Genomic DNA, 26,949 nt, shown 5'->3' with positions numbered 1-26,949 from the left:
TGGTTTCGGTGACTTTCCACGCCCCGCTTGATCTGACGATCCACGATTCCCAAGGGTTGTATAACTCAACCAGTGAACACGACGCCTGTGGCGTCGGTATGGTCACTACGTTGAACAAGCGGCCCGAACGCAGAATCATCGACAATGCCATCGAGGTGCTGGTCAACCTGAACCATCGAGGCGCAGTCGGAGCCGAGGAGAACACCGGCGACGGCGCCGGCATTCTGATGAGCATGCCCGATGAGTTCATGCGGGCCGTCATCGATGCGGAGCTGCCACCGGCGGGGCACTACGCGGCAGGCATCGCATTCCTTGATCGCGACATTGCCGCTTCCGGCCGCCAGGAGCAGGCCATTGCTAATATCGTGCGCGAGGAGGGGCTTGAGGTCCTTGCCTGGCGCGTGGTACCCACCAACCCCGATGGGCTGGGCTTGCAGGCCTTGGCCACCATGCCGAGCTTCAAGACCTTGGTGGTCGCGTCCCCCGACGGCGAGCTGGCCGGCGTGGATCTGGACCGCAAGACCTTCCGCATCCGCAAGCGCGTCGAGCATGAAGTCGGCGTGTATTTCGCCTCGCTGTCGGCCCGTACCATCACCTACAAGGGCATGCTGACCACCATGCAGCTCACGCCGTTCTTCAAGGATCTGAGCGATGAGCGCATGAAAACCGTCATCGCCATCGTGCATTCCCGCTTCTCCACCAACACCTTCCCGAGCTGGCCGCTGGCCCAGCCGTTCCGCCTGCTGGCCCATAACGGTGAGATCAACACCATTCAGGGCAACCGTAATTGGCTGTCGGCCCGCGAGGGCCGGTTGAGCTCCAAGCTGCTTGGCGAATTCAAGTCGCTGCTGCCCATCACCACGCCGGGATATTCGGATTCCGGAACCTTCGACGAATGTCTCGAGCTGCTGCATCTGGCCGGTCGCTCGCTGCCCCACGCCATCTGCATGATGCTGCCCCCCGCATGGGAGAAGAACACGTCCCTCGATCCCGATGTCAGGGCGTTCTACGAGTACAACAACACCCTGATCGAGCCGTGGGACGGCCCCGCCGACATCATCTTCACCGACGGCACCCAGGTCGGCGCGCTGCTGGACCGCAACGGCTTCCGTCCCGGCCGCTGGCAGCTCGACTCCGACGGATACCTGGTGCTGGCCTCCGAAGCCGGCGTGCTGCCGAAGATCGAGCAGAGGAACATCGTAGCCAAAGGCCGTCTGGAGCCGGGCAAGATGTTTCTGGTCGACACCGCCGAAGGTCGCGTGATCCCCGACGACGAGATCAAGCACCAGCTGGCGTCCCAGCATCCGTATCGCCAGTGGGTCGAAGGCAACTCCGTCGAGCTGTCCGACCTGCCGCAGCGCGAGCATGTGAGTCATTCCGGGCAATCGGTGCAGCGTCGCCAGCGTGCGTTCGGCTACACCGAAGAGGATCTGAAGATGCTGCTCGCACCGATGGCCAATACCGGCAAGGAACCGCTCGGTTCCATGGGCAACGACAACCCGCTGCCGGTGCTTTCCAAGCGCAGCCGCATGCTCTTCGACTACTTCCATCAGAAGTTCGCGCAGGTCACCAATCCTCCGCTGGACTGGGAGCGCGAGGAAATCGTCACCTCCCTGGAATCCGCGATCGGCCCGGAGCCGAACCTCCTCGAGGACACCGAACTGCACGCCAAGAAGATCCTCATTCCGCAGCCCGTCATCAACTCCGATGAAATGGCACAGCTCAAGCGGCTCGACAAGGCGAAGGTGCTTGGCGGCTATTACAAGTCGTACGTCGTCAAGGGTCTGTATCAGGTGGCCGGTGGCGGCAAGGCGCTGGAGGCCCGCCTCGAGGAGATCTTCGGCGAAATCGACGAGGCCATCGCCAACGGCAGCAACTTCATCGTGCTGTCCGACCGTGAGTCCAACCACACCTGGGGGCCGATCCCCTCGCTGCTGCTGACCTCCGCGGTGCAGCACCACCTGCTGCGTCGCCATACGCGCACGCAGATCTCCATGGCCGTCGAGGCCGGCGATGTGCGCGAGGTCCACCATGTCGCCCTGCTGATCGCCTACGGCGCCGCCTGCGTGAACCCGTACCTCGCCTTCGAGTCGGTCGAGGATCTGGCCCGTACCGGATATCTCAAGGTCGATGCGCCCACCGCCGTGAAGAACCTCACCAAGGCCCTGTCGATCGGCGTGCTCAAGATCATGTCGAAGATGGGCGTCTCCACGATTATGAGCTACCGTGGCGCGCAGCTCTTCGAGGCCGTCGGACTGAACAAGCAGATCGTCGACAAGTACTTCACCGGCACCGTCTCCCAGGTTGGCGGCGTGGGATTGGACGAGCTCGCCGAAGAGGTGGCGATCCGTCACCGTGTGGCGTATCCGAACCAGTGGACCGCCACCCCGCATATGAACCTCGAAACCGGCGGCGAATACAAGTGGCGGCGCACCGGTGAGGACCATCTCAACGATCCCGAGGCGATTTTCCTGCTGCAGCAGTCGACCCAACGCGGTGACTACCAGATGTTCAAGAAGTACTCGCACCACATCAACGACACCTCGAACCGTCTGATGACTCTGCGTGGCCTGATGAAGTTCAAGCATGACCGCAAGCCGATCGACATCAGCGAGGTCGAGCCGGCCAGCGAGATCGTCAAGAGCTTCTCCACCGGTGCCATGAGCTATGGCTCCATCTCCCGAGAGGCGCATGAGACGCTTGCCATCGCCATGAACACGCTGGGCGCGCGTTCCAACTCCGGCGAAGGCGGCGAGGAGGACGATCGCATCAACGACCCGCTGCGTTACAGTCGTATCAAGCAGATCGCCTCCGCCCGTTTCGGCGTCACCTCCAATTATCTGGTCCATGCCACGGATCTGCAGATCAAGCTCGCCCAGGGCGCCAAGCCCGGTGAGGGAGGCCATCTGCCCGGTGCCAAGGTGCCGCCGTGGATCGCCAAGGTCCGTCACGCCACTCCGGGCGTGGAGCTCATTTCCCCGCCGCCGCATCACGACATCTATTCGATCGAGGATCTCAAGCAGCTGATCAACGATGCGAAGATGGCGAATCCGAAGGCCCGGGTGCATGTCAAGCTGGTCTCTGAGTTCGGCGTCGGAACGATCGCGGCGGGTGTGGCCAAGTGCCATGCCGACGTGGTGCTGATCTCCGGCTATGATGGCGGCACCGGCGCTGCGCCGTTGAACGCCATTCGTCACGCCGGCACCCCATGGGAGATCGGTTTGGCGGAAACTCAGCAGACCTTGATTCTCAACGGTTTGCGTTCCCGCATCGTCGTGCAGTGCGATGGCGAGCTCAAGACGGGCCGTGACGTGGTGATCGCCGCGCTGCTTGGCGCCGAGGAATTCGGCTTCGCCACTGCCGCGCTGATCGTCGAAGGCTGTGTGATGATGCGCGCGTGCCAGAAGAACACCTGTCCGCAGGGCATCGCCACCCAGGACCCCGAGCTGCGCGCACGCTTCAAGGGCAAGCCCGAATATGTGATCAACTTCTTCATGTACATCGCGGAGGAGGTTCGCGAGATCCTCGCCGAGCTCGGCTTCCGCACGCTGAAGGAGGCCGTGGGCCATGTCGAGTGTCTCGACCAGGACGAGGCGATCAAGCGCTGGAAGGCCGACGGCGTCGATCTGACCAACGTGCTGATGCAGCCAGGTCCGATCCCCGGGACCATCCTGCACAACACCGAGACCCAGGACCACGAGCTCGGCAAGGCGTTGGACAACGACATCATCAAGATGGCCCAACCCGCGCTTGAGCGCAAGGAGCCGGTGCTCATCGAGCTGCCGATCCGAAATGTGAACCGCACGGTCGGCACGATGGTCGGCTATGAGATCACCCGCCGCTATGGTGAGGAGGGTCTGCCGGACAACACCATCGACATGACGCTTCACGGCTCCGGAGGCCAGTCCATCGGTGCGTTCATCCCCAAGGGCGAAACCATGCGCATTTACGGTGAAGTCAACGACTATGCAGGCAAGGGGCTGTCCGGTGGCCGCATCATCGTCCGCGCGGAGGACGGTGTGAGCTTCGACCCGCATGAGAACGTCATCGCGGGCAACGTCACCGGTTTCGGCGCGACATCCGGAGAGATGTTCGTGGCCGGACGTTCCGGCGAACGCTTTGCGGTGCGCAATTCCGGTGCCACGTTTGTGGTGGAGGGCGTCGGCGATCACGGTTGCGAATACATGACCGGCGGCACCGTGGTGGTGCTTGGCTCGACCGGCCGCAACTTCGGCGCGGGCTTCTCCGGCGGCAACGCCTATGTGCTCGATCTGGACATGAACAAGGTCAACCCCGCCGCCGCGCATGACGGCTCTCTGCTGTTCAAGCCGCTTGAGGGCGAGGACGAGCAGCTGGTTCATGAACTGGTCAAGAGGCATGCCGAGGAGACCGGTTCGGCCTTTGCCAAGGAGCTTCTGGGCGACTGGGCCGATGCCGTCACACGCTTCACCCATGTGGTGCCAGCGCATTATGTCGCCATGCTGAACGCCATGGCGCAGGCCGAAGCCAACAACATCGACTTCTCCGCGCCCGGCGTGTGGGAGAAGACGTACGAACAAGTCATGGAAGGAGCCCACTGAAATGGGAGATCCCAGAGGATTCCTGAAGGTCCGCACCCGTCACGAGCTTGCCGAGCGGCCGGTATCCGAGCGCATTAAGGACTGGTTCGACGTTCATGCCGAGTCAGGCCTGCAGCCTTGGACCACCGAGCAAGCCGCCCGCTGCATGGATTGCGGCACCCCGTTCTGCATGTCCGGCTGTCCGCTGGGCAACCTGATCCCCGAATTCAATGATCTGGTTCGTCAGGAGAAGTGGGAGGACGCTTACAATCGCCTGTCCACCACGTCGAACTTTCCGGAGTTCACCGGGCGTATCTGCCCGGCGCTGTGCGAGGCCTCCTGCGTGCTCGGCATTCACCAGCCACCGACCATGATCAAGAACGATGAGGTGACCATCATCGACCAGGCGTGGGAGCTCGGCTACGTCAAGCCTCTGCCACCGCAGCGCCTCACCGACCAGACCGTGGCCGTGGTTGGTTCCGGACCTTCCGGCTTGGCCTGCGCCCAGCAGCTCACCCGCGCCGGGCATACCGTGGTGGTCTACGAACGCGATGACGCCATCGGCGGCCTGATGCGCTACGGCATTCCGAACTTCAAACTCGACAAGCACCTGATCGATCGCCGCATTGAGCAGATGGAGGCCGAGGGCACCCGGTTCCGCACCGGTGTCGAAATCGGCAAGGACATCAGCTGGGATGATTTGCGAGATCGGTATGACGCCGTGGTCGTGGCCATCGGCTCGACCGTGCCGCGCGATATGAAGATCCCCGGCCGCGACTTGAAGGGCATTCACTTCGCCATGGAGTTCCTGCCCGACGCCACGCGTCGCGTCTACGGCGTCAAGCCGGTGCATGACATCACCGCCAAGGATAAGCACGTCATCGTGATCGGTGGAGGCGACACCGGCTCCGACTGCCTGGGCACCGCGATCCGTCAGGGGGCCAAGGACGTCACCGTGCTGCAGATCATGCCGAAGGAGCCGACGTCCCGTCCGGACAACGCTCCCTGGCCGACCTTCGCCCGCCTGTACCAGAAGACCTCGTCGATGGCCGAGGGCGGCGAATACCTGTACAGCACCGATTCGGTCAACTTTGTCGGTTCCGAGGAGGAACGGGCCCGCGTCCACGTTGAGAACTCCACGGCCTCCGAAGGGTTCGTCGCCGACGAAACCGGCCATGTCACCGGCCTGAAGGTCGTGTCGGTGGCTCCCGGCGAGGATGGCCCGTTCACCCGTCAGCCGGGCACCGAGCGTGTGCTGCCCGCCGATCTGGTGCTGATTTCCGTGGGCTTCCTGCATCCGGACACCACGACGCTGGTCGATCAGCTGCCCGTCGATCTCGATCGTCGCGGCAATGTGGCTCGTGATGACGAGTTCGCCACGTCGCAGGAGGGGGTTTTCGTCTGCGGCGACGCCGGACGAGGCCAGAGCCTGGTGGTGTGGGCCATTTCGGAGGGACGTTCCTGCGCGGCCGCCGTGGACAAGTTCCTCACCGGTGCCACCGAGCTTCCCGCCCCGATCGCGGCGTCCGACCGGCCGATGATGCTGCCTCGCTGAACGGCTGCCGAATTGGATCGCCATTGAGACCCGGACAGGGGTTCGGGTCAATGGCGCCGTTGGATCCTGCGGTATCATCGACCGCAGGATCCATTGTTTATGCCTAGCCGAAGGGAGCAACTATGGCTAACCGCGCTGAACGACGTGCCCAGGCGAAACGCAGCCGCCGCGGCATCCCGTCCCAATACGATCAGACTCGTGGACGCGGCCGTTCCGGCATGATTGACGAATACCAGCTTCAGGAGAAGTCGCGGCGCCTGCAGGAGGGCGTGGACGATTCCGGTCCCTGGAAGCCCACGGCCCATGTGGAGGACATCGCGACGGAAACCGCGTACAACACCAACCCGAACTATCGCAATCCCTCGAAGGGCTTCACCGCGCCGCACGGGGCGAAGGGATGGGCCCGTCTGGTCAGCTGGGTGCTCATCACCGTTTCGATCATCGGGTTCTTCGTGGTGATGTGGTTGCCGGAGCATCCGCTGTGGCTGATCATCACGGTGTCGGCGGTGTTCGTCGTCGGCACGCTCAGCCTGTTCTTCACCGCGGGTGATTCGAAGCGCAATCCGAATCTCGACGCCAACGGCACGGCCGTCTGACCCGTGTTCCCCGTTGCCGTGTCGGTGGAGGCGCAGCCGGTATATTGGTAGGTGGTTGAGAGTCAAACCGGTTCGAAGGAGACGCTATGAAGGTTGACGTGGTGACCAGGGAATATCCGCCGCATGTGTACGGGGGCGCGGGGGTGCACGCCGAGGAATTGTCGAAGGTGCTGGCCGAGCGGATCGACGTGACCGTGCGCGCCTTTGACGGCAGGCGCACTTCGGACGATGTTCCCGTGATCCCCAATGCCGATCGGGCGAAGGGCAGCCTCAAGCTTGTCGGCTATGACGTTCCGGCGGAGCTGTCCGACGCCAATGCCGCCCTGAAGACCTTTGGCGTGGACCTGCAGATCGCCAATGACGTGGATGCCGATTTGGTGCATGCTCATACGTGGTACGCCTGTCTGGCCGGCCGTCTCGCCCAGCAGCTGCACGACATTCCGCTGGTTATCACCGCGCACAGCCTTGAGCCCTTCCGCCCGTGGAAACGCGAGCAGCTCGGCGGCGGCTACAACCTGTCGTCCTGGGCCGAGCGCGATGCGTATGAGCACGCCGACCGCATCATCGCGGTTTCCGGAGGCATGCGAGAGGATATTCTCGCCGCTTATCCGAATGTGGATCCGGCGAAGGTGGTGGTGGTGCACAATGGCATCACCATGAGCGATTTTGACACGCCCGCGCCTGATGACGAGGGGTGGGGGGTGTTCGATCGCTATCACATCGACCGCGACAAGCCCACGCTGCTGTTCGTCGGCCGTATCACCCGCCAGAAGGGCCTGCCGTATCTGCTGAAGGCCCTGCATCTCATCGACAAGGGCATCCAGGTCGTGCTGTGCGCCGGCGCGCCGGACACCCCGGAGATCGCCGAGGAGGTCAAAACCGCATTCGCCCGCCTGGATGCGGAGCGGGGCAATATCATCTGGATCGAGGAGATGCTGCCGCGTCCGGAACTGAACGCGCTTGAACATGGCTGCGACGCCTTCATCTGCCCGAGCATCTACGAGCCGCTGGGCATCGTCAACCTCGAGGCCATGGCGTGCGGTCTGCCCGTGGTGGCGTCGGCGACGGGCGGCATTCCCGAAGTGGTGGTGGATGGCGAAACCGGCTATCTGGTCCCAATCGACCAGCTGCATGACGGCACCGGCACCCCCACGGATCCCGATAAGTTCGTGCACGACATGGCTGCGGCCATCGACAAGGTGTTTGAGGATCCCGACCGTGCCAAGCGCATGGGCCATGCGGGTTACGAGCGTGCCCGCGACCATTTCAGCTGGGAGTCCATCGCCGATCGCACCGTCGCCGTGTATCAGTCCGTGCTGGATGAGCGGAAGTGATATGGCCGAATCTGCATTAGTGCTTCGCGGCGTGGAGTTCCGCCGTCAGCGTCGCGTGATCCTCACCGACGTCAATCTGGATGTCAAGCGCGGGGAGAAATGGATCCTCTTCGGACCCAACGGCATCGGCAAATCCTCGTTGGTGCGGATGATGGCCACTCGCGGGCATCCTTCCGAGGGCAGCGTCGAGATCCTCGGCAATCGGTTGGGCAAGGTGAACGTCTTTTCGTATCGCCAGCGCATCGGACTGAGCTCGGCAGAACTCGCCCGTGCGTTTCCGGGGGACGAGGATCCGCTCGACGCGGTGGTCACCGCCACCAAGGCGGTGACCGGGCGCTGGAAGGACACGTATAGCGCCGAGGAATACGCCAGGGCGCGCGCGTTGATGGCGCAGTTCGGCATTGGTTACCTTGAGGGCAAGCAGATGTTCAAGCTCTCCGAGGGCGAGCGGACCCGGGTGCTGATTTGCCGGGCCCTGATGGCCGATCCCGATCTGCTGATCCTGGATGAACCCACCACGGGGCTTGATCTCGGCGGGCGGGAGCTCGCGCTGCGGGCGCTGAGTGAGATAGGGGAGCGGGATGCCGGGCGCACGGTGATTCTCGTCACCCATCGTCTGGAAGAGATCCCCCCGGGCTTTGACCATGTGGCCATCATGGGCCGTGTCAGCGGCAATGAGGCGGATGCGTATGCCGATAACGTGGCCGGTCATGATCCGGCGCCGGGCACGATCGTCTATGCCGGTGATTTGGAGCACGGCTTTACCTCCGAACGGCTCAGCGCCATTTTCGGGCTCGATCTGACGGTGGCGCATGATGGGGGACGTTGGATGGCGTTCGCGGGGTAGGTGCCATGCCGCCCAGGCGTGCGTCGTCCCCGGGGGAGAATCGGGTGGATGTGTGATGCGGTGCTGAGCCGTCACACATCCCTTTTTTCTTTCGGAGTAAATGAGTGAGTACTCACTCATTTGTGGTATGGTGATGCGCCGTGACCAATGAATCCGCGAAGGCAAGAAAACCGAGAGCCCGGGCAATGTCGAGCGACCGGCGTCGCGAAGCCATATTGGAAGCGGTGAGCCGGCAAGTGGTCGACAGCGAGATGACCATGACCACCAAGGAGCTTGCCCAGGCGGCCGGTGTGGCGGAAGGCACCTTGTTCAGGGTGTTCGATTCCAAGGAGGAGCTGCTGATCGCGGCGTTCTCGCATCGGCTCGAACAAATGGCACGCAATGACGACGCCGACGGCCGGCTGGCGGCCCTTCATGAACTGCCGAGCCTGCGGGAGCGCCTTGACGTCTATATCGCGCTGGCCACCGACCTCATATCGTCCTGGGTCCACATGATGGTCATCTTCAGACGTTTTCTGCGCGGATCGGAGGGTCAGCGCGCCAAGGGCGCGGTCGAAGCGCATAAGTCGGAGATCACACGCGTCAAAAACACCTACCAGGAACGACTGTCGTACCTGACGCGATGTTGCCATGACCTGATCGGTCCCGACGCCGACCAGTTGCGCATGCCGGTTGACACCGTGGTGGCCTTTGTGCAGAGCGTGGTGATGTCCATGGCGATGGCCCGCGAATTCCACGATTTCGGTATCACGGCCGATGACGCCTCAAGCATCGTCATGGATGGCGTGCTGCGCCACTAGGCCGTCATCGTCGGATTCGCCGTCGATGCATATCGAGATGCATATCACAGAAAGGAGTATGGAATCGGATGTTTCGGATTATGAAAGAATATCTGCGCCCGTACAAGGGCGAGGTCGCGGCTCTGGTCGTCTTCCAGATCGTCCAGGCGCTGCTGAGCCTGTATCTGCCGAATTTGAACGCCGACATCATCAACAAGGGCGTCGCGTCCGGCAACCGCGATGAGATCTACCGTTACGGGGCCGCCATGCTGGGCCTCTCGGCGCTCCAGGTTGCGGCCGCCGTCGTGGCGGCGTATTTTTCGGCGCGGCTTGCCATGCGCATCGGGTACGAAGTGCGACGTGACTACTTCGCGGCAGTCGAGGGCTTCTCCCTGCAGGAGGTGGAGCGGTTCTCCGCAGGATCGCTGATCACCCGCGCGACCAACGACGTCCAGCAGATCCAGATGATGTTCTTCCAGGGCTTCATGATCATCTTGCAGGCGCCGATCACGTTTCTCGGGGGCATTGTGCTCGCGCTGAAGCAGGATGTGCCGCTCACCGGCTCGCTGGTCGTCATTCTTCCGGTGATCGCCGTGGTGGCGGGTCTGCTCATGAGCCGTATGGGACCGCTGTTCAGCCAGTTGCAGAAGCGGCTCGACAATCTCAACCGCATCGTGCGCGAGCAGATAACCGGCGTGCGCGTCGTGAGGGCGTTCAACCGCGAACACACCGAAGCCGAGCGGTTCAAGGACGGCAACGACAAGCTCTACGCCACCATGCTGGGCGTCGGTCGTCTGATGAGCTTGATGATGCCGCTGATGATGTTCGTCATCAACCTGTCGAATATCGCGATCATGTGGTTCGGCGGCAAGCGCATCGATTCGGGCGGCATGGAGATCGGCTCGCTGCAGGCGTTCATCCAGTACCTCATGATGATTCTCATCGCGCTGATGATGGCGGCCATGATGTCCGTCATGATGCCGCGCGCGTCGGTGTCCGCCGAACGCGTCAACGAAGTGCGCGACACCGTGCCCTCGATCGTCGCGCCGGAACATCCGTATGAACCGTCCGACGCACACGGCGAGATCAGTTTCGACCATGTCAGCTTCCGCTATCCGGGCGCAGACGATCCGGTGCTGGACGACGTGAGTTTCACCGTCAAACCCGGTCAGACCACCGCCATCATCGGCGCCACCGGATCTGGCAAATCCACCGTCATCCGTTTGGCGCAGCGCATGTTCGACGTCACCGAAGGGCACGTGCTGGTGGACGGTCACGACGTGAGGGAATACGATCCGCACCGTCTGGCAGAACTGTTCGGCACGGTCCCGCAGAAGGCGCTGCTGTTCAGCGGCACCGTGGCCGGCAACCTCCGATTCGGCAATGGCGACGCCACCGAGGAGCACATGTGGAAGGCCCTGGCAATAGCGCAATCCGACGGATTCATCCGTGAGAATCCCAAGGGGCTTGACGCCGAAGTGGCGCAGGGCGGCACGAACTTCTCGGGTGGCCAGCGCCAGCGTCTGTGCATCGCGAGGGCCGTTATGCGGTCGCCGAAGATCTTCACCTTCGACGACTCCTTCTCGGCGCTTGACTTTGCCACCGATCGCCGGCTGCGCGACGCCCTGAAGCCGATCACCCGCCACTCGTCGGTGATCATCGTGGCCCAGCGCATCTCCACGGTGATGGACGCCGACCAGATTCTCGTCATGGACAACGGCAGGATCGTGGGCAAGGGAACGCACGAGGAACTGATGCGCACGTGCCCGATTTATCAAAACATCGCGGATTCGCAATTGAGGCAAGCCGACGCGGCCATTGCGCAATCCGATGCGAGGAAGGAGGAGGACTGATGCCCAAGGGAGGACAACCGTCATCCGCTCCGATGACCAACAAGCCGAGGGGGCATACCATGCGTCGTCTGGTTGCCTATGTGGTTCGGGACAGGATTCGCACGGCCGTGGTGCTTGTCGCCGCGACGCTGGCGACCATGACGATGGTGCTTGGACCGAAGATCATGGGACAGGCCACGAATGTGTTGTTCGAAGGCGTGATCTCCAAAATGCTGCCGGCGGGGATGACCAAGGAACAGGCCATCACGATGATGAAGACGAACGGCATGGGCTCCATGGTGGACATGGTCTCCACCATGGACATCCATCCGGGATCCGGGGTCGACTTCCCGAAAGTCGCCATGATCCTCGGCATCACCGCTTGCGTGTTCGTCTGCACGGTGCTGCTGCGCTGGCTGCAGGGGTGGACCATGACCCGGCTGGTCACCAACGCCGTGTACCGCATGCGCAGGCAGATCGAGGAGAAAATCGACCGTCTGCCGCTGAACTATTTCGATCGTGTACCCCGCGGCGAGATCATGAGCCGTACCACCAATGACGTGGACAATATCGGCCAGACGCTGCAGCAGGTGCTCGGAGAATTCGTCTTCGCCGTGTTCTCCATCATCGGGACCATCATCATGATGCTCACCATCTCGCCGCTGCTGACGCTGGTGTCACTGATCGTCGTTCCGCTGATGGTGCTGTGCGCCTATGCGATCATCAGGAAGTCCCAGCCGTATTTCTTCCGCCAATGGAGCGCCACCGGCGCGGTGAACAGCCAGGTCGAGGAGATGTTCACCGGCCATCTGGTGATCCGCGCCTTCGGACAGGAGCGCAATGCGACGGAGGAGTTCAATCGTCGCAACAGGGACCTGTACGACTCGTCGTTCAAGGCCCAGTTCCTGGCCGAACTGAACCAGCCCGTCGCCATGTTCTTCAGCAACCTCAATTTTGTCGTCGTTGTGGTGGTGGGCGGTCTGAAGGTGCTGTCCGGCACCATGAGCCTGGGCGACCTGCAGGCCTTCAGCCAGTATTCGCGCCAGTTGTCGCAGCCGATCGGGGAGCTCAGCTCGATGGCCACCATGCTGCAAAGCTCGCTGGCTTCGGCCGAGCGCATCTTCGAATTCCTGGACGCCGAGGAGGAGGAGCCGGACGCCGAGAACGGCGCCGACGTCGAAGACATGCGCGGATTGGTGAAATTCGATCATGTGAAGTTCTCCTACGATCCGGCCGACCCGTTGATCGAGGACCTGTCCCTGACGGCCGAGCCGGGCCAAACCGTCGCCATCGTGGGACCGACCGGCGCCGGCAAGACCACACTGGTCAATCTGCTCATGCGCTTCTACGAGATCCAGGGCGGAACGATCACGATCGACGGCGTGGACACCCGCACCATGTCCCGCCATGATCTGCGCAGCCATTTCGGCATGGTGCTGCAGGACACATGGCTGTTCGACGGCACGATTCGCGACAATCTGCTGTACGGCGTGCGCGAGGGGCGGCAGCTTTCGGACGATCGGATGATCGCCGGCGCCCGCGCCACGCATGTGGATGAATTCGTTCGCCGCCTGCCCAGGGGCTACGACACCGAACTCAGGGACGAATCCTCTGAACTGAGCCAGGGCGAACGCCAGCTGATGACCATCTGCCGCGCGTTCCTGTCGGATCCGGACATCCTGATTCTCGACGAGGCGACCTCATCGGTGGACACGAGAACCGAAGTGCTGGTCCAGCAGGCCATGAATCAGCTGCGCAAGGGCCGCACCAGCTTCGTGATCGCACACCGTCTGTCGACCATCCGCGACGCGGATCTGATTCTGGTGGTCAATCACGGAACAATCGTCGAACAGGGCACCCATGACGAGCTGCTGGCCAGGAACGGCGCATACGCCGATCTGTACAACAGCCAGTTCTCGCAGGGCGATGAGGAATAGGCGGGCGGCCGGACGGTCCGCCTGATATCGGGCGGCCGGTGCGCACCCCGTGCCGGGGATCGCGCCGGCCGCTACACTGGTTGATGTTTTCGGCAAGATACCGACCATTCGAGCAAGGAGCAGTGATAGACATGCGACGCGGGCCGTTATGCGCAGGGGAGAAGGTCCAGTTCACGGATCGCCGGGGGAACATGATCACCGACCAGCTGGTCGCGGGCGGCTCCACGCAAACCGCGCACGGTCTGATCCTGCATGACGACGTGATCGGGCGCACGGAGGGCGTGGTCGTGACCACGGTGCACGCCAAGCGCGAGGCGCAGATCAATGCGGCGAATCCGGGCAGGGACGCCGGCAAGCCATGGAAGTCCGCCCGGGCGATCGGCGGCTGGGATTATGCCGTGATGCGCCCGCGCCTGGCCGACTATGTGCTGTCCATGCCTCGGGGCGCGCAGATCATGTACCCCAAGGACATCGCCCAGGTCCTGTCGCTTGGCGACATTCGCCGCGACATGCGCGTGCTTGAATCCGGCGCCGGATCGGGGGCCATGAGCCTGCATCTGCTGGATGCCGTGGGGCCTCGGGGGAATCTCACCACCATCGAGCTGCGCCCGCGGTTCGCCCATGTCGCCGAAGCCAACGTCACCGTGTATTTCGGAGAGCGACCCGCGTGGTGGGATCTGAAAACCGGTGATTTCGACTCGGTGGCCGCCGCCCTGCCCGCCCATTGGTACGATCGCGTCATGCTCGACATGCTCGACCCGTGGAACCGTCTTCCCGAGACTCATCGCGTGCTGGCTCCCGGCGGCGTGCTCGTCGCCTATGTGACCACCACCACGCAGCTGAGCCGCCTCGCCGAGGCGCTGCGGGACGCCGACCAGTGGACCGAACCCCAGGTGAGCGAGCTGCTGGAACGCGCGTGGAAGGTGCAGGGGCTCGCCGTGCGCCCCGATCACACGATGGTGGGGCACACCGGGTTCCTGTTGACGTCCCGCGCCATGGCCGACGGGGTGGCGCCGCTGCGCAAGCGTGAGCGCGCCACCAAAGACACCTATACGGATGTCGATTCCGCCGACGCCGAGTCCCGGGATCTGGCCGAACTGGAGTTGCGCGACATTTCGGACCGCAAGCTCGGCAAGGTGATTCGCGACCTGGATCGTCAGGTGGGCAATCTCGCCCCGCCCTCCGGCCGTGAGGAGGGTGTTGCCTGACCGCTGTCCGGGAACGCCGTTCGTCGTCGGGAGGGTCGTTCGGCCTCGGAGGCCCGATGACGAGTACAATTGCCAGAAAGCATTGCGTTGTCCGGCGAAGGGGTTTGCCATGAGCGTCAACTTCAAGAAATTGGCCAAGAAAATCGCGCGAGGCAAATACGTTCTCATTGTGATGCGGCATGCCAAGGCGGAGCCGTACGACGCCGGCAACGACCGTAATCGGAAGCTCACCGACAAAGGGGCCAAGCAGGCGAAAATCGTGGGCCGTGGACTCACCGAGCTGGGACTGGTCCCGGATGTCGCGTCGGTGTCCGGCGCCGTCCGCGCGCAGCAGACCATGGAGCGGTTGCTCAAGTCCTTCGGCGACAAGCCGACCATCAACAACCGGCAGAGTCTGTATGACGGCGGCGTGCAGTCGGTGCTGGACGAGTTGGCGCATACGCACGGGAAAACACATGTGCTCATGATCCTCGGGCATGAACCCACGTTGTCGATCAGCTGCCAGTGGCTGGCGTCGTCGAATTCCGATCCCGGATTGCTCGATCTGCTGTCACTGGGTCTGTCAACCGCTTCCGTGGCGATTTTCACCTGCGACAAGCCCTTCGACGAGTGGCAGGTCCACTGCGCCGAGCTGGTGGCGGTGCTCGGGGTCAAGGATTTCGACTAGCACGGGTTCCGGCGGAAGCGTCGCAGCGGCGGCTGCCGCATGGTTATAAGCTTGATCTATAGCGACATCTTAACTGGCCTGATGGCTTGATATTCAGGCATTTTGATAGGCTGTTCAGGTTAAGACCGTGTGTTTCTGGAGGATTCATGTCTGCATTGACGTCCGTTTCCGGCTTTCCGCGTATTGGGCAGAACCGTGAACTGAAGAAGATCATCGAAGGCTACTGGAAGGGCGCGAACGACATAGACGCCGTCCGCTCCACCGCGAAGGGCCTTCGCGCCAAGCACTGGAAGCTTCAGCAGGCGGCCGGCATCGATCTGATCCCCAGCAACGATTTCAGCTACTACGATCAGATGCTCGACACCGCCATCCTGCTGAATGTGATTCCGCAGCGCTACCAGCGCCTGTCCCTCGACGCCGAGGGCACGCTGTTCGCCATGGCCCGTGGCTATCAGGGCGAGGCCGGCGACGTGACCGCGCTGCCGATGAAGAAGTGGTTCACCACCAACTACCACTACCTGGTGCCCGAATTCGACGCCGCCACCGAGATCAAGCTCAACTCCACCAAGGCCTTCGACGAGTTCAGCGAGGCCAAGGAACTCGGCGTCCTCACCAAGCCGGTGTTCATCGGCCCCTACACCTTCCTCAAGCTGGCCCGCACCAGCGAGGCCCAGGAGCTTGAAATCGACAAGGGACTCGGCCAGGCTGTCGCCGCCGTGTACGCCGAAGTGCTGGCCAGATTCATCGAGCTTGGCGCCGAATGGGTGCAGTTCGACGAGCCGTACCTGGTGCTCGACAAGGAGCCGGGCGACGTCGAACTCTTCAAGTCGCTGTATTCCAAGATCCTGCCCGCCCGCAACGGCAAGATCAAGGTGCTGCTCAACACCTACTTCGGCCATATCGCCGACGTGTACGAAACCGTGAACCTGCTTGGATTCGACGGCATCGGCCTTGACCTCAACGAAGGCCGCGACGAGAACCTGCAGGCGGTTGACACCTACGGCGTGGCCGACGGCACCACCCTGTTTGCAGGCGTGGTCAACGGCCGCAACATCTGGCGCAACAACTATGCCCTGAGCCTCGGCATCATCGACGCCCTGAAGGAGAAGACCGCGAACGTGGCCGTCTCCACCGCCAGCTCCCTGCTCCACGTGCCGTTCAGCACCGAGGGCGAAACCGGCATCGCCCCGGAGAACCTGAAGCATTTCGCCTTCGCCGTCGAAAAGCTCGGCGAACTCAGCGAGATCGCGGCTCTCGCCGATCTGGACGACGAGGCACTCAAGTCCGATAAGGCCCTTGCGGCGAACCAGGCGCTGTTCGACGGCACCCGCGTGACTCCCGACCAGGCGGTGGCCGATCGCATCAACAAGCTCACCGACGCCGATTACGTGCGCACCCCGCTGCGCGCGGAACGCCAGAAGCTGCAACGCGAGGCGTTGGGACTGCCGCTGCTGCCCACCACCACCATCGGCTCCTTCCCGCAGACCAAGGAGATCCGCGCCGAGCGCGCCAAGCTGCGCAAGGGTGAAATCACCAAGGAAGCCTACGACGAGTTCATCAAGACCCAGATCGACGAATGCATCAGGCACCAGGAGGAGATCGGCCTCGACGTGCTCGTTCACGGTGAGTTCGAGCGCAACGACATGGTCGAGTACTTCGGGCAGAACCTCAACGGCTTCCTGTTCACCAAGAACGCCTGGGTGCAGTCCTACGGCACCCGCTGCGTGAAGCCCCCGATCGTATGGGGCGATGTGTCCCGCGCCAAGCCGATCACCGTCGAATGGTCCGCCTATGCGCAGTCCAGGACCAAGCACGTCATGAAGGGCATGCTCACCGGCCCGGTGACCATCCTCAACTGGTCTTGGCCGCGCGAGGACATCACCCATGAGCAGCAGACCAAGCAACTTGCCCTCGCCATCCGCGACGAAGTACTCGACCTCGAGGCGGCGGGCATCAAGGTCATCCAGATCGATGAGGCCGCGCTGCGCGAAAAGCTGCCGCTGCGCAAGTCCGACTGGCATGCCAAGTACCTCGACTGGGCCATTCCCGCCTTCCGTCTGGTGCATTCCGCGGTGAAGCCGACCACGCAGATCCACACCCACATGTGCTATTCGGAGTTCAACGACATCATTCGCGACATTGATGCCATGGATGCGGACGTGATCTCCTTCGAGGCGTCCCGCGGCGATTTGGTGGTGCTGGACGCCATCCACGAAGCCAGGTTCGAAACCGAAGCCGGTCCGGGCGTCTACGACATCCATTCGCCGCGCATCCCCTCCGAGCAGGAGATCGAGGGACGCATTGGCGAGATTCTCGACAAGATGGCCGTGGAGAAGGTGTGGATCAACCCGGACTGCGGTTTGAAGACCCGCGGGCAGGCCGAAACCTGGCCCAGCCTGGAGCATATGGTCGCCGCCGCCAAGGCCGTGCGCGCCAAGCTCTCCTGAGCTCGGGGCGGCCAGCACGCCGCCCGACCGGAACCATCAATGTGCAGTGAAGGATCTCCAAGGCGATTGCCGGGAGATCCTTCGTCGAATTATCCAGACGAAAAAGGAAACCGCATGACCACCCTGTTCTCTTTGGAAGTGTTTCCGCCCAGGCGCAACGCCCCGGTCGGAACCATCTACGATACGCTTGACGGGCTTGAAGGACTCAACCCGGCGTTCATCTCGGTGACGTACGGAACCGGCAAATCATCCGACCGCACCGCCACCGCGCGCATCTGCAACACCATTCACGCCGAATATCACATTCCGGCGGTGGCCCATCTGACCGCCCAGTACCTTGACCGCCAGGCCGTGGACGAGGCGCTGGCCATGTTCGACGAGGCCAAGGTGGCCGGCGTGCTGGCCCTGCGAGGGGATCCCGTTCCGGACCGCACGCCCGCGGGGGTGTTCCAGCACGCCAGCGACCTGGTCGCCTACGTGCGCGAGCAGCGTCCCGAGCTGAAAATCTACGGCGCATGCTATCCGGAGAAGCATCCGCAGGCGGCCAGCTTCGAACAGGACGTCGAGTTCCTCAAGCGCAAGGTCGATGCGGGCGCCAGCCATCTGATCTCCCAGTTGTTCTACTGCAATGACGATTTTTACCGCTTCCTCGACATGGCCCGCTCCGCCGGCATCACCGTGCCGATCGAGGCGGGCATTATGCCGGTGACAAATGCGGCTTCGGTGCGCCGCATGGCCCGTCTATGCGGTTCCCGCGTGCCGTCTCGCGTGGAAACGCTGCTTGAGCGATGGGGCGACGACCCGGCAAAGCTCACCAAGGCCGGCGAACTGTACGCTTCCGAGCAGATCAGCGATTTGGTGGCGCATGGCGTGGACGGGATCCATCTGTATTCGATGAACAAGCCGGCGGCTACCAGAAGAATCTGGAATAATGTGCGGCCGTTGTTCGGCTGACCGCTTAATCGAGTAGATTGGAATCCATGGCTACTGTTACCCCCAACACCGTCAGTACACGGGAGCTGATCCACGCGGGTCTCCTCGACATCGAGGAGGCCAAGCGACTTATCGAAGCGCTTCATGAAGCCGGGATGGGAGCCAAGCAACTTGACGTGCTGCTGTCCTCGCTGCAATGCGCCTACGATCCTGACGCGGCCCTGCGCAACCTGCATGACATCCTTGTGTCGCTGCCGTCGCGCCGCATCAGCTTCAGCGAGCTGGCGCCTACCGAGGACGATCAGCGCCGTCTGGTCTGTGTGCTCGGGGCCTCCGACGAAATCGGCAAACTGATGCGCATCCGGCCGGGTCTGGTAGCCGCCGCGGCCGCGGATCCCTGCCGAAGCAACCAGTTGTCCGCCGCGGAACGCAGGTCGAATATCCTTGAAGCCGTCGGGGCCGACCCAACTGCCGTCGCGCCCGTCGCCGGTCTTGGCCTGGCCGACGCCACCACCGCGCTTCGGCGCAGCTATCGCAGGCATCTGTCGGCGATCATGGCCAGCGACGTCACCGCCGAGGACCCCCTGTACGTGCAGCCGGTGATCAGCCGCATGCTGTCGGATCTGGCCGACGCCGCGCTTGAAGGCGCACTGGCGATCGCGCGGCATGAGGTCGAGGGAAGCGAGCACGTTCGCTTCGCCATCATCGGCATGGGCAAGCTGGGTGCCCAGGAACTCAACTATGTCTCCGATGTGGATCTGATCTACGTGGTCGAGCCGGCCGACGACGGCATCGACCATCAGCGCCTGATCCGTGTGGGCACCAAGATGGGAACCCTGCTGCAGCGCGTCTGCATGTCCGTGATCATGGGCTGCGCCGAACCGGCGTTGTGGCAGATCGACGGGGGATTGCGGCCCGAGGGCAAGGACGGCCCACTGGTGCGCACCCTGGACTCCCACAGGCATTATTACGAGAAGTGGGCGGAAAACTGGGAATTCCAGGCCCTGCTGAAGGCCCGTCGGGTGGCCGGCGACCCCGACCTCGGGCACAGCTATGTCGATATGACCCGTCCGTTCGTCTGGAGCGCTTCGCAGCGCAAGAACTTCGTCTACGACTGTCAGCAGATGCGCAAGCGGGTTGAGGATCTGATCCCGTCCCCCCTGAAGGACCGCGAAATCAAACTCGGGCGGGGTGGCCTGCGCGATGTGGAGTTCACCGTGCAGATGCTCCAGCTGGTCCATGGCCGAACCGACGAGTCGCTGCGCACCGCGTCCACGTTGGATTCGCTGCAGGCGCTATCCGATGGCGGGTACGTCTCGCGCAGGCAGGCCGCGAAGCTCTCGCATGACTACCGGTTCGAGCGGGTGCTTGAACATCGTCAGCAGATGTGGGCGTTGAAGCGCACGCACCTGTTTCCGGATTTGGGGCAGGGCAGCGTCGGCGGCATAGAGCGCAAGCGTCAGATCAGCAAGGACGAACTGGGCAGGAACGCCGAGCTGCGCCGCCTCAGCCGCGCCATGAAGCTGCATCCGGAAGAGCTTGTCGAACAGTTCGATGCGATACGCCGCGAGGTGCGCCGTCTGCATCAGGACATCTACTTCCGTCCCATGCTTCCGATTGCGGCGCGATTGGATCCCGACGAGGTGACGCTCAGCTCCGAAGCCGCCAAAACGCGTTTCGTCTCCATCGGTTTCGCGGATCCGGACAGTGCCATGCGCCATGTGACGGCGCTGACCAGCGGTGTGAGCCGCGCGGCCAAGATCAATCGCATCATTCTGCCGGCTGTGCTTGAATGGCTGGGAAACGGGCAAAATCCCGACATGGGACTGCTGAACTGGCGCAAACTCGAGGAGAATTTCGGCTCCGAAAGCGAATATCTGGGCTTCCTGCGCGATTCGCCGTCCGCCGCCCAGCGGCTGTGCCACGTGCTGTCGAACTCCCGTTTTCTGGGCGACGCGCTGACCAAATCGGTTGAGTCGATCACCTGGCTGGGCAGCGATGACGACCTCAAGGCCAGAAGCCGCGAGAATCTCGATGTGCAGTGCCGCGCCACCTTGGAGCGGAACGCCGGCAGCATCAATGATTTCGCCACGTCGATCCGCGCCATGCGCCGGCATGAGATCGAACGCATCGGACTGGGATGGATGAGCGGCGTCATCGACGACGCCACCAGCCTCAAGGGCATGACCGACGTGTATGACGCGCTGATTCAGGCATCGCTGGATTGGTCGGTCGCCCATCAACTGCGTGAGCAGGGTCTGGACGCGGCCCCGGCCGCCATCGCGGTGATTGCCATGGGACGTTATGGCGGCGGCGAAGTGAACTTCAGCTCGGATGCCGACGCCATACTGATCTATCGATCGATGAACGGCGCCGAAGATCACGAAGCCGGGCGGTTCTCCAAATCCGTGGTTGACGACTTGCGCCAAATCCTCTCCGGTCCGACCACCGTGGAGCGCAAGATCGAATTGGATCTGGATTTGAGGCCCGAGGGCAAGAACGGTCCCATTATCCGCTCCTTCGCGTCATGCCGCGAGTATTACACGACGTGGGCCAGCACCTGGGAGCGCCAGGCGCTGTTGCGCGCCCGTCATGCCGCCGGGGACGCGGCGCTCGGCCACGACTTCCTCACCGAAATCGCCGATCCGCTGCGCTACAGCGAGGAGCCGCTGTCCTCCGCGCAGCTTGCGGACATCCGCAAGCTCAAGGCCCGCATGGAGGCCGAGCGCCTGCCCCGCGGCGTGCGTCGAGATCGGCATCTCAAACTCGGCAAGGGCGGGCTCTCCGACGTGGAGTGGACCGTCCAGCTGCTTCAGCTGCAGCATGCCGGCAGGCATGCGCAACTGCGGGTGGGCGGAACGCTGAGCGCCTTGTCGCAATTGGTCGCATTGGGATTCGTCGACGTGGGCGACGCCAAGATTCTCGAAGCCGCGTGGCGTCTGTGCACGGCGGTCCGCAATGGCAACTATCTATGGTCGGGCCGTGCCAACCAGGCTGATATCCTGCCCGACGACATATACACGCTGGGCGGTATCGCGGTGTATCTGGGCCAGTCGGCTCATCGCGGCCAGCAGTTCGACAACGAGCTCCTGGGCGTCATGCGCAAATGCCGCGAAGTGGTGGAACGCCTGTTCTATGGTCTGTCGAACACCAAACCCACCGTACCGAAAGCCCCCGTGCGCGTCCTGTCGGTGCGCCCCGGACGTCGGCATACCCGGTTCAGCCGGTAAGCCCGCCGTCGCGAACGTCGCGGACGCCGCGCGGGGCGCCCGCCGTCCCATCCGACTCGCGCAGTCAGGTGAACGGAAGGTGTCTTCCTCGTGGCGTACCCTTGACAAGGTCACATCGAGTGGCCACCTTTTCGAACACAACTTTAGAAAGGTGAGCCGTGTCAGAACAGCCTGAGGTCCCTCTCAAGGGGCGGAGCCTGGTAACGCTCGACGATTTTTCCACCCATCAGATTGAGGACTTGCTCCACAAGGCCGAATACATTGACGCGCACCGTCGTGAAGTGGCGCATACCTGTGACGGTCGGGTGCTCGCTACGTTGTTCTATGAGCCTTCCACGCGCACGCGTCTGAGTTTCGAAACCGCCATGCTGCGGCTCGGCGGCTCGGTGATCGGCTTCGCAGGCTCCCAGCTCAGCTCGGCGACCAAAGGCGAGTCCATCGCGGATACGCTGAAGGTCGTGTCCAACTACGCCGACATCGTCGCCATGCGTCATCCCAAGGAAGGCGCTGCCTTGGTGGCGTCGCGCGCCGCCTCCGTCCCCGTGATCAACGCCGGCGACGGCGGCCACATGCATCCCACCCAGACGCTGGCGGATCTGGCGACCATGCAATCCAGGTTCGGACGCATCACCCATCTCACGATCGGACTGTGCGGCGATCTGACCTTCGGTCGCACCGTGCATTCTCTGATCGAAACGCTGTGCCGCTTCGGCAATGTGGATTTTGTGCTGATCAGCCCCGAGGAGCTCAAGACCCCCCAGTATGTGATCGACCGCATCAAATCCGCGCCGAGCTGCTCCTACGTCGAAGTCCGTGATCTGGCCGGCGTCATCGGTGATCTTGACGTGCTCTATATGACCCGCGTGCAGAAGGAGCGCTTCTTCAACGAGGACGACTACCTGCGCCTGCGCGACACGTACATTCTCGATGAGAGCAAGCTGTCCGCCGCCAAGCCCCATATGGCCGTGCTGCACCCATTGCCGCGTGTCAACGAGATCGCCGTGGAGGTTGACGACGATCCGCGGGCCGCATATTTCGAACAGGTCAAGAACGGCATGCTGATGCGCATGGCGCTGGTGAGCTCGCTGTTGGACGACGACCTGCCCGGTTACGAGCCGCTGAGCGGCAAGGAGGTCAAGGCCTGATGGAAGTCACCAGCATTGTGAACGGCATCATCATCGACCATGTGCCCGCGGGCACAGCGCTGAAGGTGCTGGCTTATCTGGACATCGATCCCTCCACCGCCAAGCTGGCGCTCATCATGAACGCGTCAAGCCATCTGTACGGTTCCAAGGACATCATCAAGATCGAGGATCCCCAGCCGGATCTCAATCTCGACGTGCTGGGCTTCGTGGCCCGGTCGGCCACCATCGACGTGGTGCGCGGCGGCAAGATCGTCAAGAAAATCAAGCCGAACCTTCCCGAGCACATGGTTGACGTCATCACCTGCGTCAATCCCCGTTGCGTCACCCGGACCGAACGCGGCATCCACCAGATGTTCCACCTGTCCCACAGCGAGCGTCAGGAATACCGTTGCGATTACTGCGACGAGGAAGCCAAGTTGTAGCCGGTTCCGCTGTACCGAATCCATGATTCCCCTCCAAGGAGGCTGTATGCTGACGCTTCGCAATATCCGAGTCTGGAATACCGGTGAAGTGATTGATCTGGTGGTGCCGACGTCCGAGGCGACGATCCGCGAGACGGATGCCGACGCCGATCAGGTGGTGGACGCCTCCCGCCTGACCCTCGCCCCGGGGTTTGAGGACCCTCACGTCCATTTCCGCGATCCGGGGCAGACCTATAAGGAGTCGATGCTCTCCGGATGCGAGGCCGCGGCGTCGGGCGGCTATACCAATGTGCTGATCATGCCGAACACGCTGCCGGCCATGGACGGTGAGCCCGTGGAGGACGGTCAGCCCGGCGCGCGGGAAGTGCTTGACGCCGGATACTCCAATGTCATCGACTATCTGCAGCACTATGCGAGCATTCATCGGGTCACGCTGCCGGTTCGGTACGATCTCTGCGTTTGCGCCTCGAAAGGTCGCGCCGGCCGCCAGGCGTCGGACCGCGATGCCTGGCGTGCATATCTGCCCGGCGCCGGTGACGAAGGCAGGGACGCATCGGCCCTCGCCCATCCGGTGACGGCCATCAGCGACGACGGGGCTGCGGTGCCCGCCGGCATCCTCGATGATGTGCTTGCCAACGCCGACGCGACGGGCCTGTATCTGATCGAGCATTGCGAGCACCACGATACCGGCGCCGTCAACGACGGGCCGGTGTCACGTCGTCTCGGGGTGCCCGGCATCCCCGAAGACACCGAGCTGAAGATCGTGGAGCGCGACATCGAGGCGGCGCGCCGAACCGGCGTGCATATCCACTTCCAGCATGTCAGTACGGCCTGTTCGTTCGACGCCATCCGCAAGGCCAAGGCCGAGGGACTGCCGATCACCTGCGAGACGGCGCCGCATTATCTGGCGCTCAGCGACGAGGCCCTGCTCACCTACGGCACCCTTGCCAAAATGAACCCGCCGCTGAGAAGCGAGGCGGATCGGCGGGCCACCATCGCCGCCATCGCCGACGGTACCGTCGATCTGCTGGCAACCGACCACGCGCCGCACACCATGGATGAAAAGGCCTTGGGATTCCTTGAGGCTCCGAACGGCATCATCGGCCTGGAATGCTCCTATGGCGTGTGCCACAAGGTGCTGGTCGACGGCGGGTTCATCTCGGACGAGCGGCTGATCGAACTCATGTCCGTCGCGCCGGCCCGGCTGCTGGGGCATGCGCCCACGGACGTCGGCGATCTGGTCGAGCGGTATTCCGAGCCGGCCCCCAATGACGCGGCGTCGAATGGCAGCGGCCATGCCGTCTCCGGCGCAGGGCGCAACCGCCTGCTGGATCTGTCCCGGCTCGGCGACGACGCCGGCGACGTCGATCTGGTGGTGCTCGGCACCGATGCCCCCTGGACGGTGGATCCCGAGCGCTTCCATTCCAAGGCGCGCAACACCCCGTTCGGCGGATGGCATGTCACGGGCCGCCCGATGGCCACCATCATCGCGGGCAGTCTGGCGTTCACCCGACTGTCATAGCGTTCGCGGCCCCGGCGGCCGGACACGTCACCGGACGCATCAATTCACCAGCTCGACAACCAACCAGTACAGGAGTATCTCATGGATCGACTTATCGACGCGATCAACGCCAAACAGAATCCGGCCATCGTCGGTTTGGACCCCACCGAAGCGCTGGTTCCCCCGCAGGTGGTGGCCAGCTTCGCCGACGAGATCCGCGATGAGGTCGAGGACCCGGCCGAAGCGCCGGCCGCGCAGTTGGCGGTGGCGTTCTACGAGTTCAACCGCACGATCATCGATGCGGTATGCGACATCGTGCCCGCGGTCAAACCGCAAAGCGCCATGTACGAGGCGCTGGGCACCAACGGCGTCGACGTGTATGCCATGACCTGCGAATACGCGGCCGAGCGCGGGCTCTATGTGCTGGGGGACGTCAAGCGCGGTGACATCGGCTCCACTGCGGCCGCCTACGCCCACCGTCTCAGCGGCGTGTCCCTCGCCGGCTCCGATGAGCGCTTCGACCCGTGGCATGAGGACGCCGTCACCGTCAACCCGTATCTGGGCACCGATGGCATCACCCCGTTCGTCGAGGCGGCCCGGGACAACGACAAGGACATCTTCGTGCTGGTCCGCACGTCCAATCCCTCGTCCAGCGAACTGCAGATGCTTGATCTCGTCGGCGGCGGCAAGCTCTATGAGCGGGTCGCCGACCTCGTCGAGCGGTGGGGGGAGGGCACCCTGGGAGAGCGCGGATATTCCCGTGTCGGCGCCGTGGTGGGCGCGACCCATCCTCAGGAGGGCAGGGCGCTGCGCCGGCGCATGCCGCACACCTTCTTCCTGGTGCCCGGCTACGGAGCCCAGGGAGGCACCGCGGCGGACGTGGCGGGCATGTTCGACGCGAACGGATCCGGCGCGGCGATCAGCTCCACGCGCGGGATCATCGGGGCGTGGAGGAAATCCGGCCGGTACAGCGAATCCATGAGCGCGCACGACGCCCTGGACCTCGTCGCTCGGGCGGCGCGGCAGGCGGCGATCGCGATGCGCGACGATCTGCGGGCCGTGCTGTAGCACGGTTCCCCGCCGCCGTTTCCCTTTTTCCATCATTACGTCAGCAGAACAAGGACAGGAGAGCATCAAGGAAATGCCGACTTTTTCACGCACGGCCAGGATCGTCGACGAGGCGACGGCCGCAGGGTTTTTCCCTCCGCGTCATCCCGTTGAGATCACCGATATCGGCGAATTGACGGACGGCGTTGTACGCCTGAGCTTCCGGGACCCCTATATCGCGGCCCACGCGAAGCCGGCTCAGTTCGTCGATCTGTTCGTCAGGGACCCGATGCATCTGATGCCGCGGCCATTCGGCGTCAGCGAGGTCGACGGCGATGACGTCAGCGTCATCTTCGCGGTGATCGGCGAAGGCACCCGGGAACTCGCCGCGATGCGTGTCGGCGACACGCTGGATGTGCTGGGACCGCTGGGACGGCCCTTCAAGGTCAAGGAAGCCGGCCATTACGTGCTGGTCGGCGGCGGTCTCGGCGTGCCCCCGCTGATCTACGCGGCCCAGTGCCTGTCCGGGCGGGACGACGCGACCACCACCGCGGTGTTCGGCTACCGAAACGACCATTTCGCGGACGACTATGTGAGCCGTTACGCGGACGCCACGCTGAGCATCGACGAGTCCCGGGGCAATGTGATCACGCTGCTGGACGCCCACGCCGGTGAATTTGCCGCCGATGGCAATACGACGATCCTGTCGTGCGGCCCGCTGCCGATGATGAAGGCCGTGGCCGGCTGGGCTGTGGAGCGCGATCTGCCCTGCCAGCTGAGCATGGAACAGCGCATGGGATGCGGATACGGCACCTGCGTGCTTTGCACCGTCGATACAGTGGACGGCCGTCTGAAAGTGTGCAGCGACGGCCCGGTGTTTACCCGTGAGCAACTTGGATGGGGGGAATGA

At 63.3% G+C, this 26,949-nt stretch carries 18 protein-coding genes; all 18 read left to right on the top strand.

Annotated features, from left to right (window positions below; genetic code table 11):
- Window positions 1–8: 8 nt before the first annotated feature.
- The 18 genes from gltB to B2994_RS05830 all read left to right on the top strand — a co-directional run bounded on the left by gltB (window position 9) and on the right by B2994_RS05830 (window position 26,949).
- Entirely contained in the window at window positions 9–4,580 is a 4,572-nt protein-coding gene (gene gltB, locus B2994_RS05915; protein WP_291527441.1) for a glutamate synthase large subunit, read from the top strand.
- A gap of 1 nt (window position 4,581) precedes the next feature.
- Window positions 4,582–6,114, top strand: coding sequence for a glutamate synthase subunit beta (locus B2994_RS05910; protein ID WP_291527440.1), 1,533 nt, complete (start codon window positions 4,582–4,584; stop codon window positions 6,112–6,114).
- Window positions 6,115–6,236: 122 nt separating this feature from the next.
- The gene (locus tag B2994_RS05905) at window positions 6,237–6,710 is read left to right on the top strand and encodes a tripartite tricarboxylate transporter TctB family protein (RefSeq protein ID WP_291527439.1); all 474 of its coding nucleotides are present in this window, start codon (window positions 6,237–6,239) and stop codon (window positions 6,708–6,710) included.
- Between the two features lie 86 nt (window positions 6,711–6,796).
- Window positions 6,797–8,044: a glycogen synthase gene (glgA, locus tag B2994_RS05900; RefSeq protein WP_291527438.1), complete on the top strand. Its 1,248-nt coding sequence runs from the start codon at window positions 6,797–6,799 to the stop codon at window positions 8,042–8,044.
- Window positions 8,031–8,891, top strand: coding sequence for an ABC transporter ATP-binding protein (locus B2994_RS05895; protein WP_414630651.1), 861 nt, complete (start codon window positions 8,031–8,033; stop codon window positions 8,889–8,891). The genes glgA and B2994_RS05895 overlap by 14 nt, the downstream gene beginning before the upstream one ends.
- Window positions 8,892–9,115: 224 nt before the next feature.
- Entirely contained in the window at window positions 9,116–9,691 is a 576-nt protein-coding gene (locus B2994_RS05890; RefSeq protein WP_291527436.1) for a TetR/AcrR family transcriptional regulator, read from the top strand.
- Window positions 9,692–9,771: 80 nt separating this feature from the next.
- Window positions 9,772–11,523 carry an ABC transporter ATP-binding protein gene (locus tag B2994_RS05885; protein ID WP_291527435.1) on the top strand — a complete coding sequence of 584 codons (1,752 nt, stop codon included), beginning with the start codon at window positions 9,772–9,774 and terminating at the stop codon, window positions 11,521–11,523.
- A complete protein-coding gene (locus B2994_RS05880) occupies window positions 11,523–13,439 on the top strand; it encodes an ABC transporter ATP-binding protein (protein WP_291527434.1) in 1,917 nt (638 codons plus the stop codon). The genes B2994_RS05885 and B2994_RS05880 overlap by 1 nt, the downstream gene beginning before the upstream one ends.
- A 131-nt stretch (window positions 13,440–13,570) precedes the next feature.
- Window positions 13,571–14,647 (top strand): tRNA (adenine-N1)-methyltransferase, encoded by a 1,077-nt coding sequence (locus B2994_RS05875; protein WP_414630654.1) that lies wholly within the window; start codon window positions 13,571–13,573, stop codon window positions 14,645–14,647.
- Between the two features lie 109 nt (window positions 14,648–14,756).
- The gene (locus B2994_RS05870; protein WP_291527433.1) at window positions 14,757–15,314 is read left to right on the top strand and encodes a SixA phosphatase family protein; all 558 of its coding nucleotides are present in this window, start codon (window positions 14,757–14,759) and stop codon (window positions 15,312–15,314) included.
- A 146-nt stretch (window positions 15,315–15,460) separates the two neighbouring features.
- Window positions 15,461–17,761, top strand: a complete 2,301-nt coding sequence (gene metE / locus B2994_RS05865) for a 5-methyltetrahydropteroyltriglutamate--homocysteine S-methyltransferase (RefSeq protein ID WP_291527432.1) — start codon at window positions 15,461–15,463, stop codon at window positions 17,759–17,761.
- Window positions 17,762–17,875: 114 nt separating this feature from the next.
- On the top strand, window positions 17,876–18,715 hold the full coding sequence (gene metF / locus B2994_RS05860) for a methylenetetrahydrofolate reductase [NAD(P)H] (protein WP_291527431.1): 840 nt from the start codon (window positions 17,876–17,878) through the stop codon (window positions 18,713–18,715).
- Window positions 18,716–18,741: 26 nt separating this feature from the next.
- Window positions 18,742–21,924, top strand: coding sequence for a bifunctional [glutamine synthetase] adenylyltransferase/[glutamine synthetase]-adenylyl-L-tyrosine phosphorylase (locus B2994_RS05855; RefSeq protein WP_291527430.1), 3,183 nt, complete (start codon window positions 18,742–18,744; stop codon window positions 21,922–21,924).
- 158 nt (window positions 21,925–22,082) lie between these two features.
- The gene (gene pyrB, locus B2994_RS05850; RefSeq protein WP_291527429.1) at window positions 22,083–23,069 is read left to right on the top strand and encodes an aspartate carbamoyltransferase; all 987 of its coding nucleotides are present in this window, start codon (window positions 22,083–22,085) and stop codon (window positions 23,067–23,069) included.
- Window positions 23,069–23,491, top strand: a complete 423-nt coding sequence (locus tag B2994_RS05845) for an aspartate carbamoyltransferase regulatory subunit (RefSeq protein ID WP_291527428.1) — start codon at window positions 23,069–23,071, stop codon at window positions 23,489–23,491. The genes pyrB and B2994_RS05845 overlap by 1 nt, the downstream gene beginning before the upstream one ends.
- Before the next feature lie 46 nt (window positions 23,492–23,537).
- A complete protein-coding gene (locus B2994_RS05840) occupies window positions 23,538–25,013 on the top strand; it encodes a dihydroorotase (protein WP_291527427.1) in 1,476 nt (491 codons plus the stop codon).
- A gap of 81 nt (window positions 25,014–25,094) precedes the next feature.
- Window positions 25,095–26,060 carry an orotidine-5'-phosphate decarboxylase gene (pyrF, locus tag B2994_RS05835; RefSeq protein WP_291527426.1) on the top strand — a complete coding sequence of 322 codons (966 nt, stop codon included), beginning with the start codon at window positions 25,095–25,097 and terminating at the stop codon, window positions 26,058–26,060.
- 73 nt (window positions 26,061–26,133) lie between these two features.
- On the top strand, window positions 26,134–26,949 hold the full coding sequence (locus tag B2994_RS05830) for a dihydroorotate dehydrogenase electron transfer subunit (protein ID WP_291527425.1): 816 nt from the start codon (window positions 26,134–26,136) through the stop codon (window positions 26,947–26,949).

Origin of the sequence: Bifidobacterium sp. UBA744 (assembly GCA_002298605.1) — a bacterium.
Taxonomy (GTDB): domain Bacteria; phylum Actinomycetota; class Actinomycetes; order Actinomycetales; family Bifidobacteriaceae; genus Bifidobacterium.
This window is presented reverse-complemented; position numbering and strand designations above follow the sequence as displayed.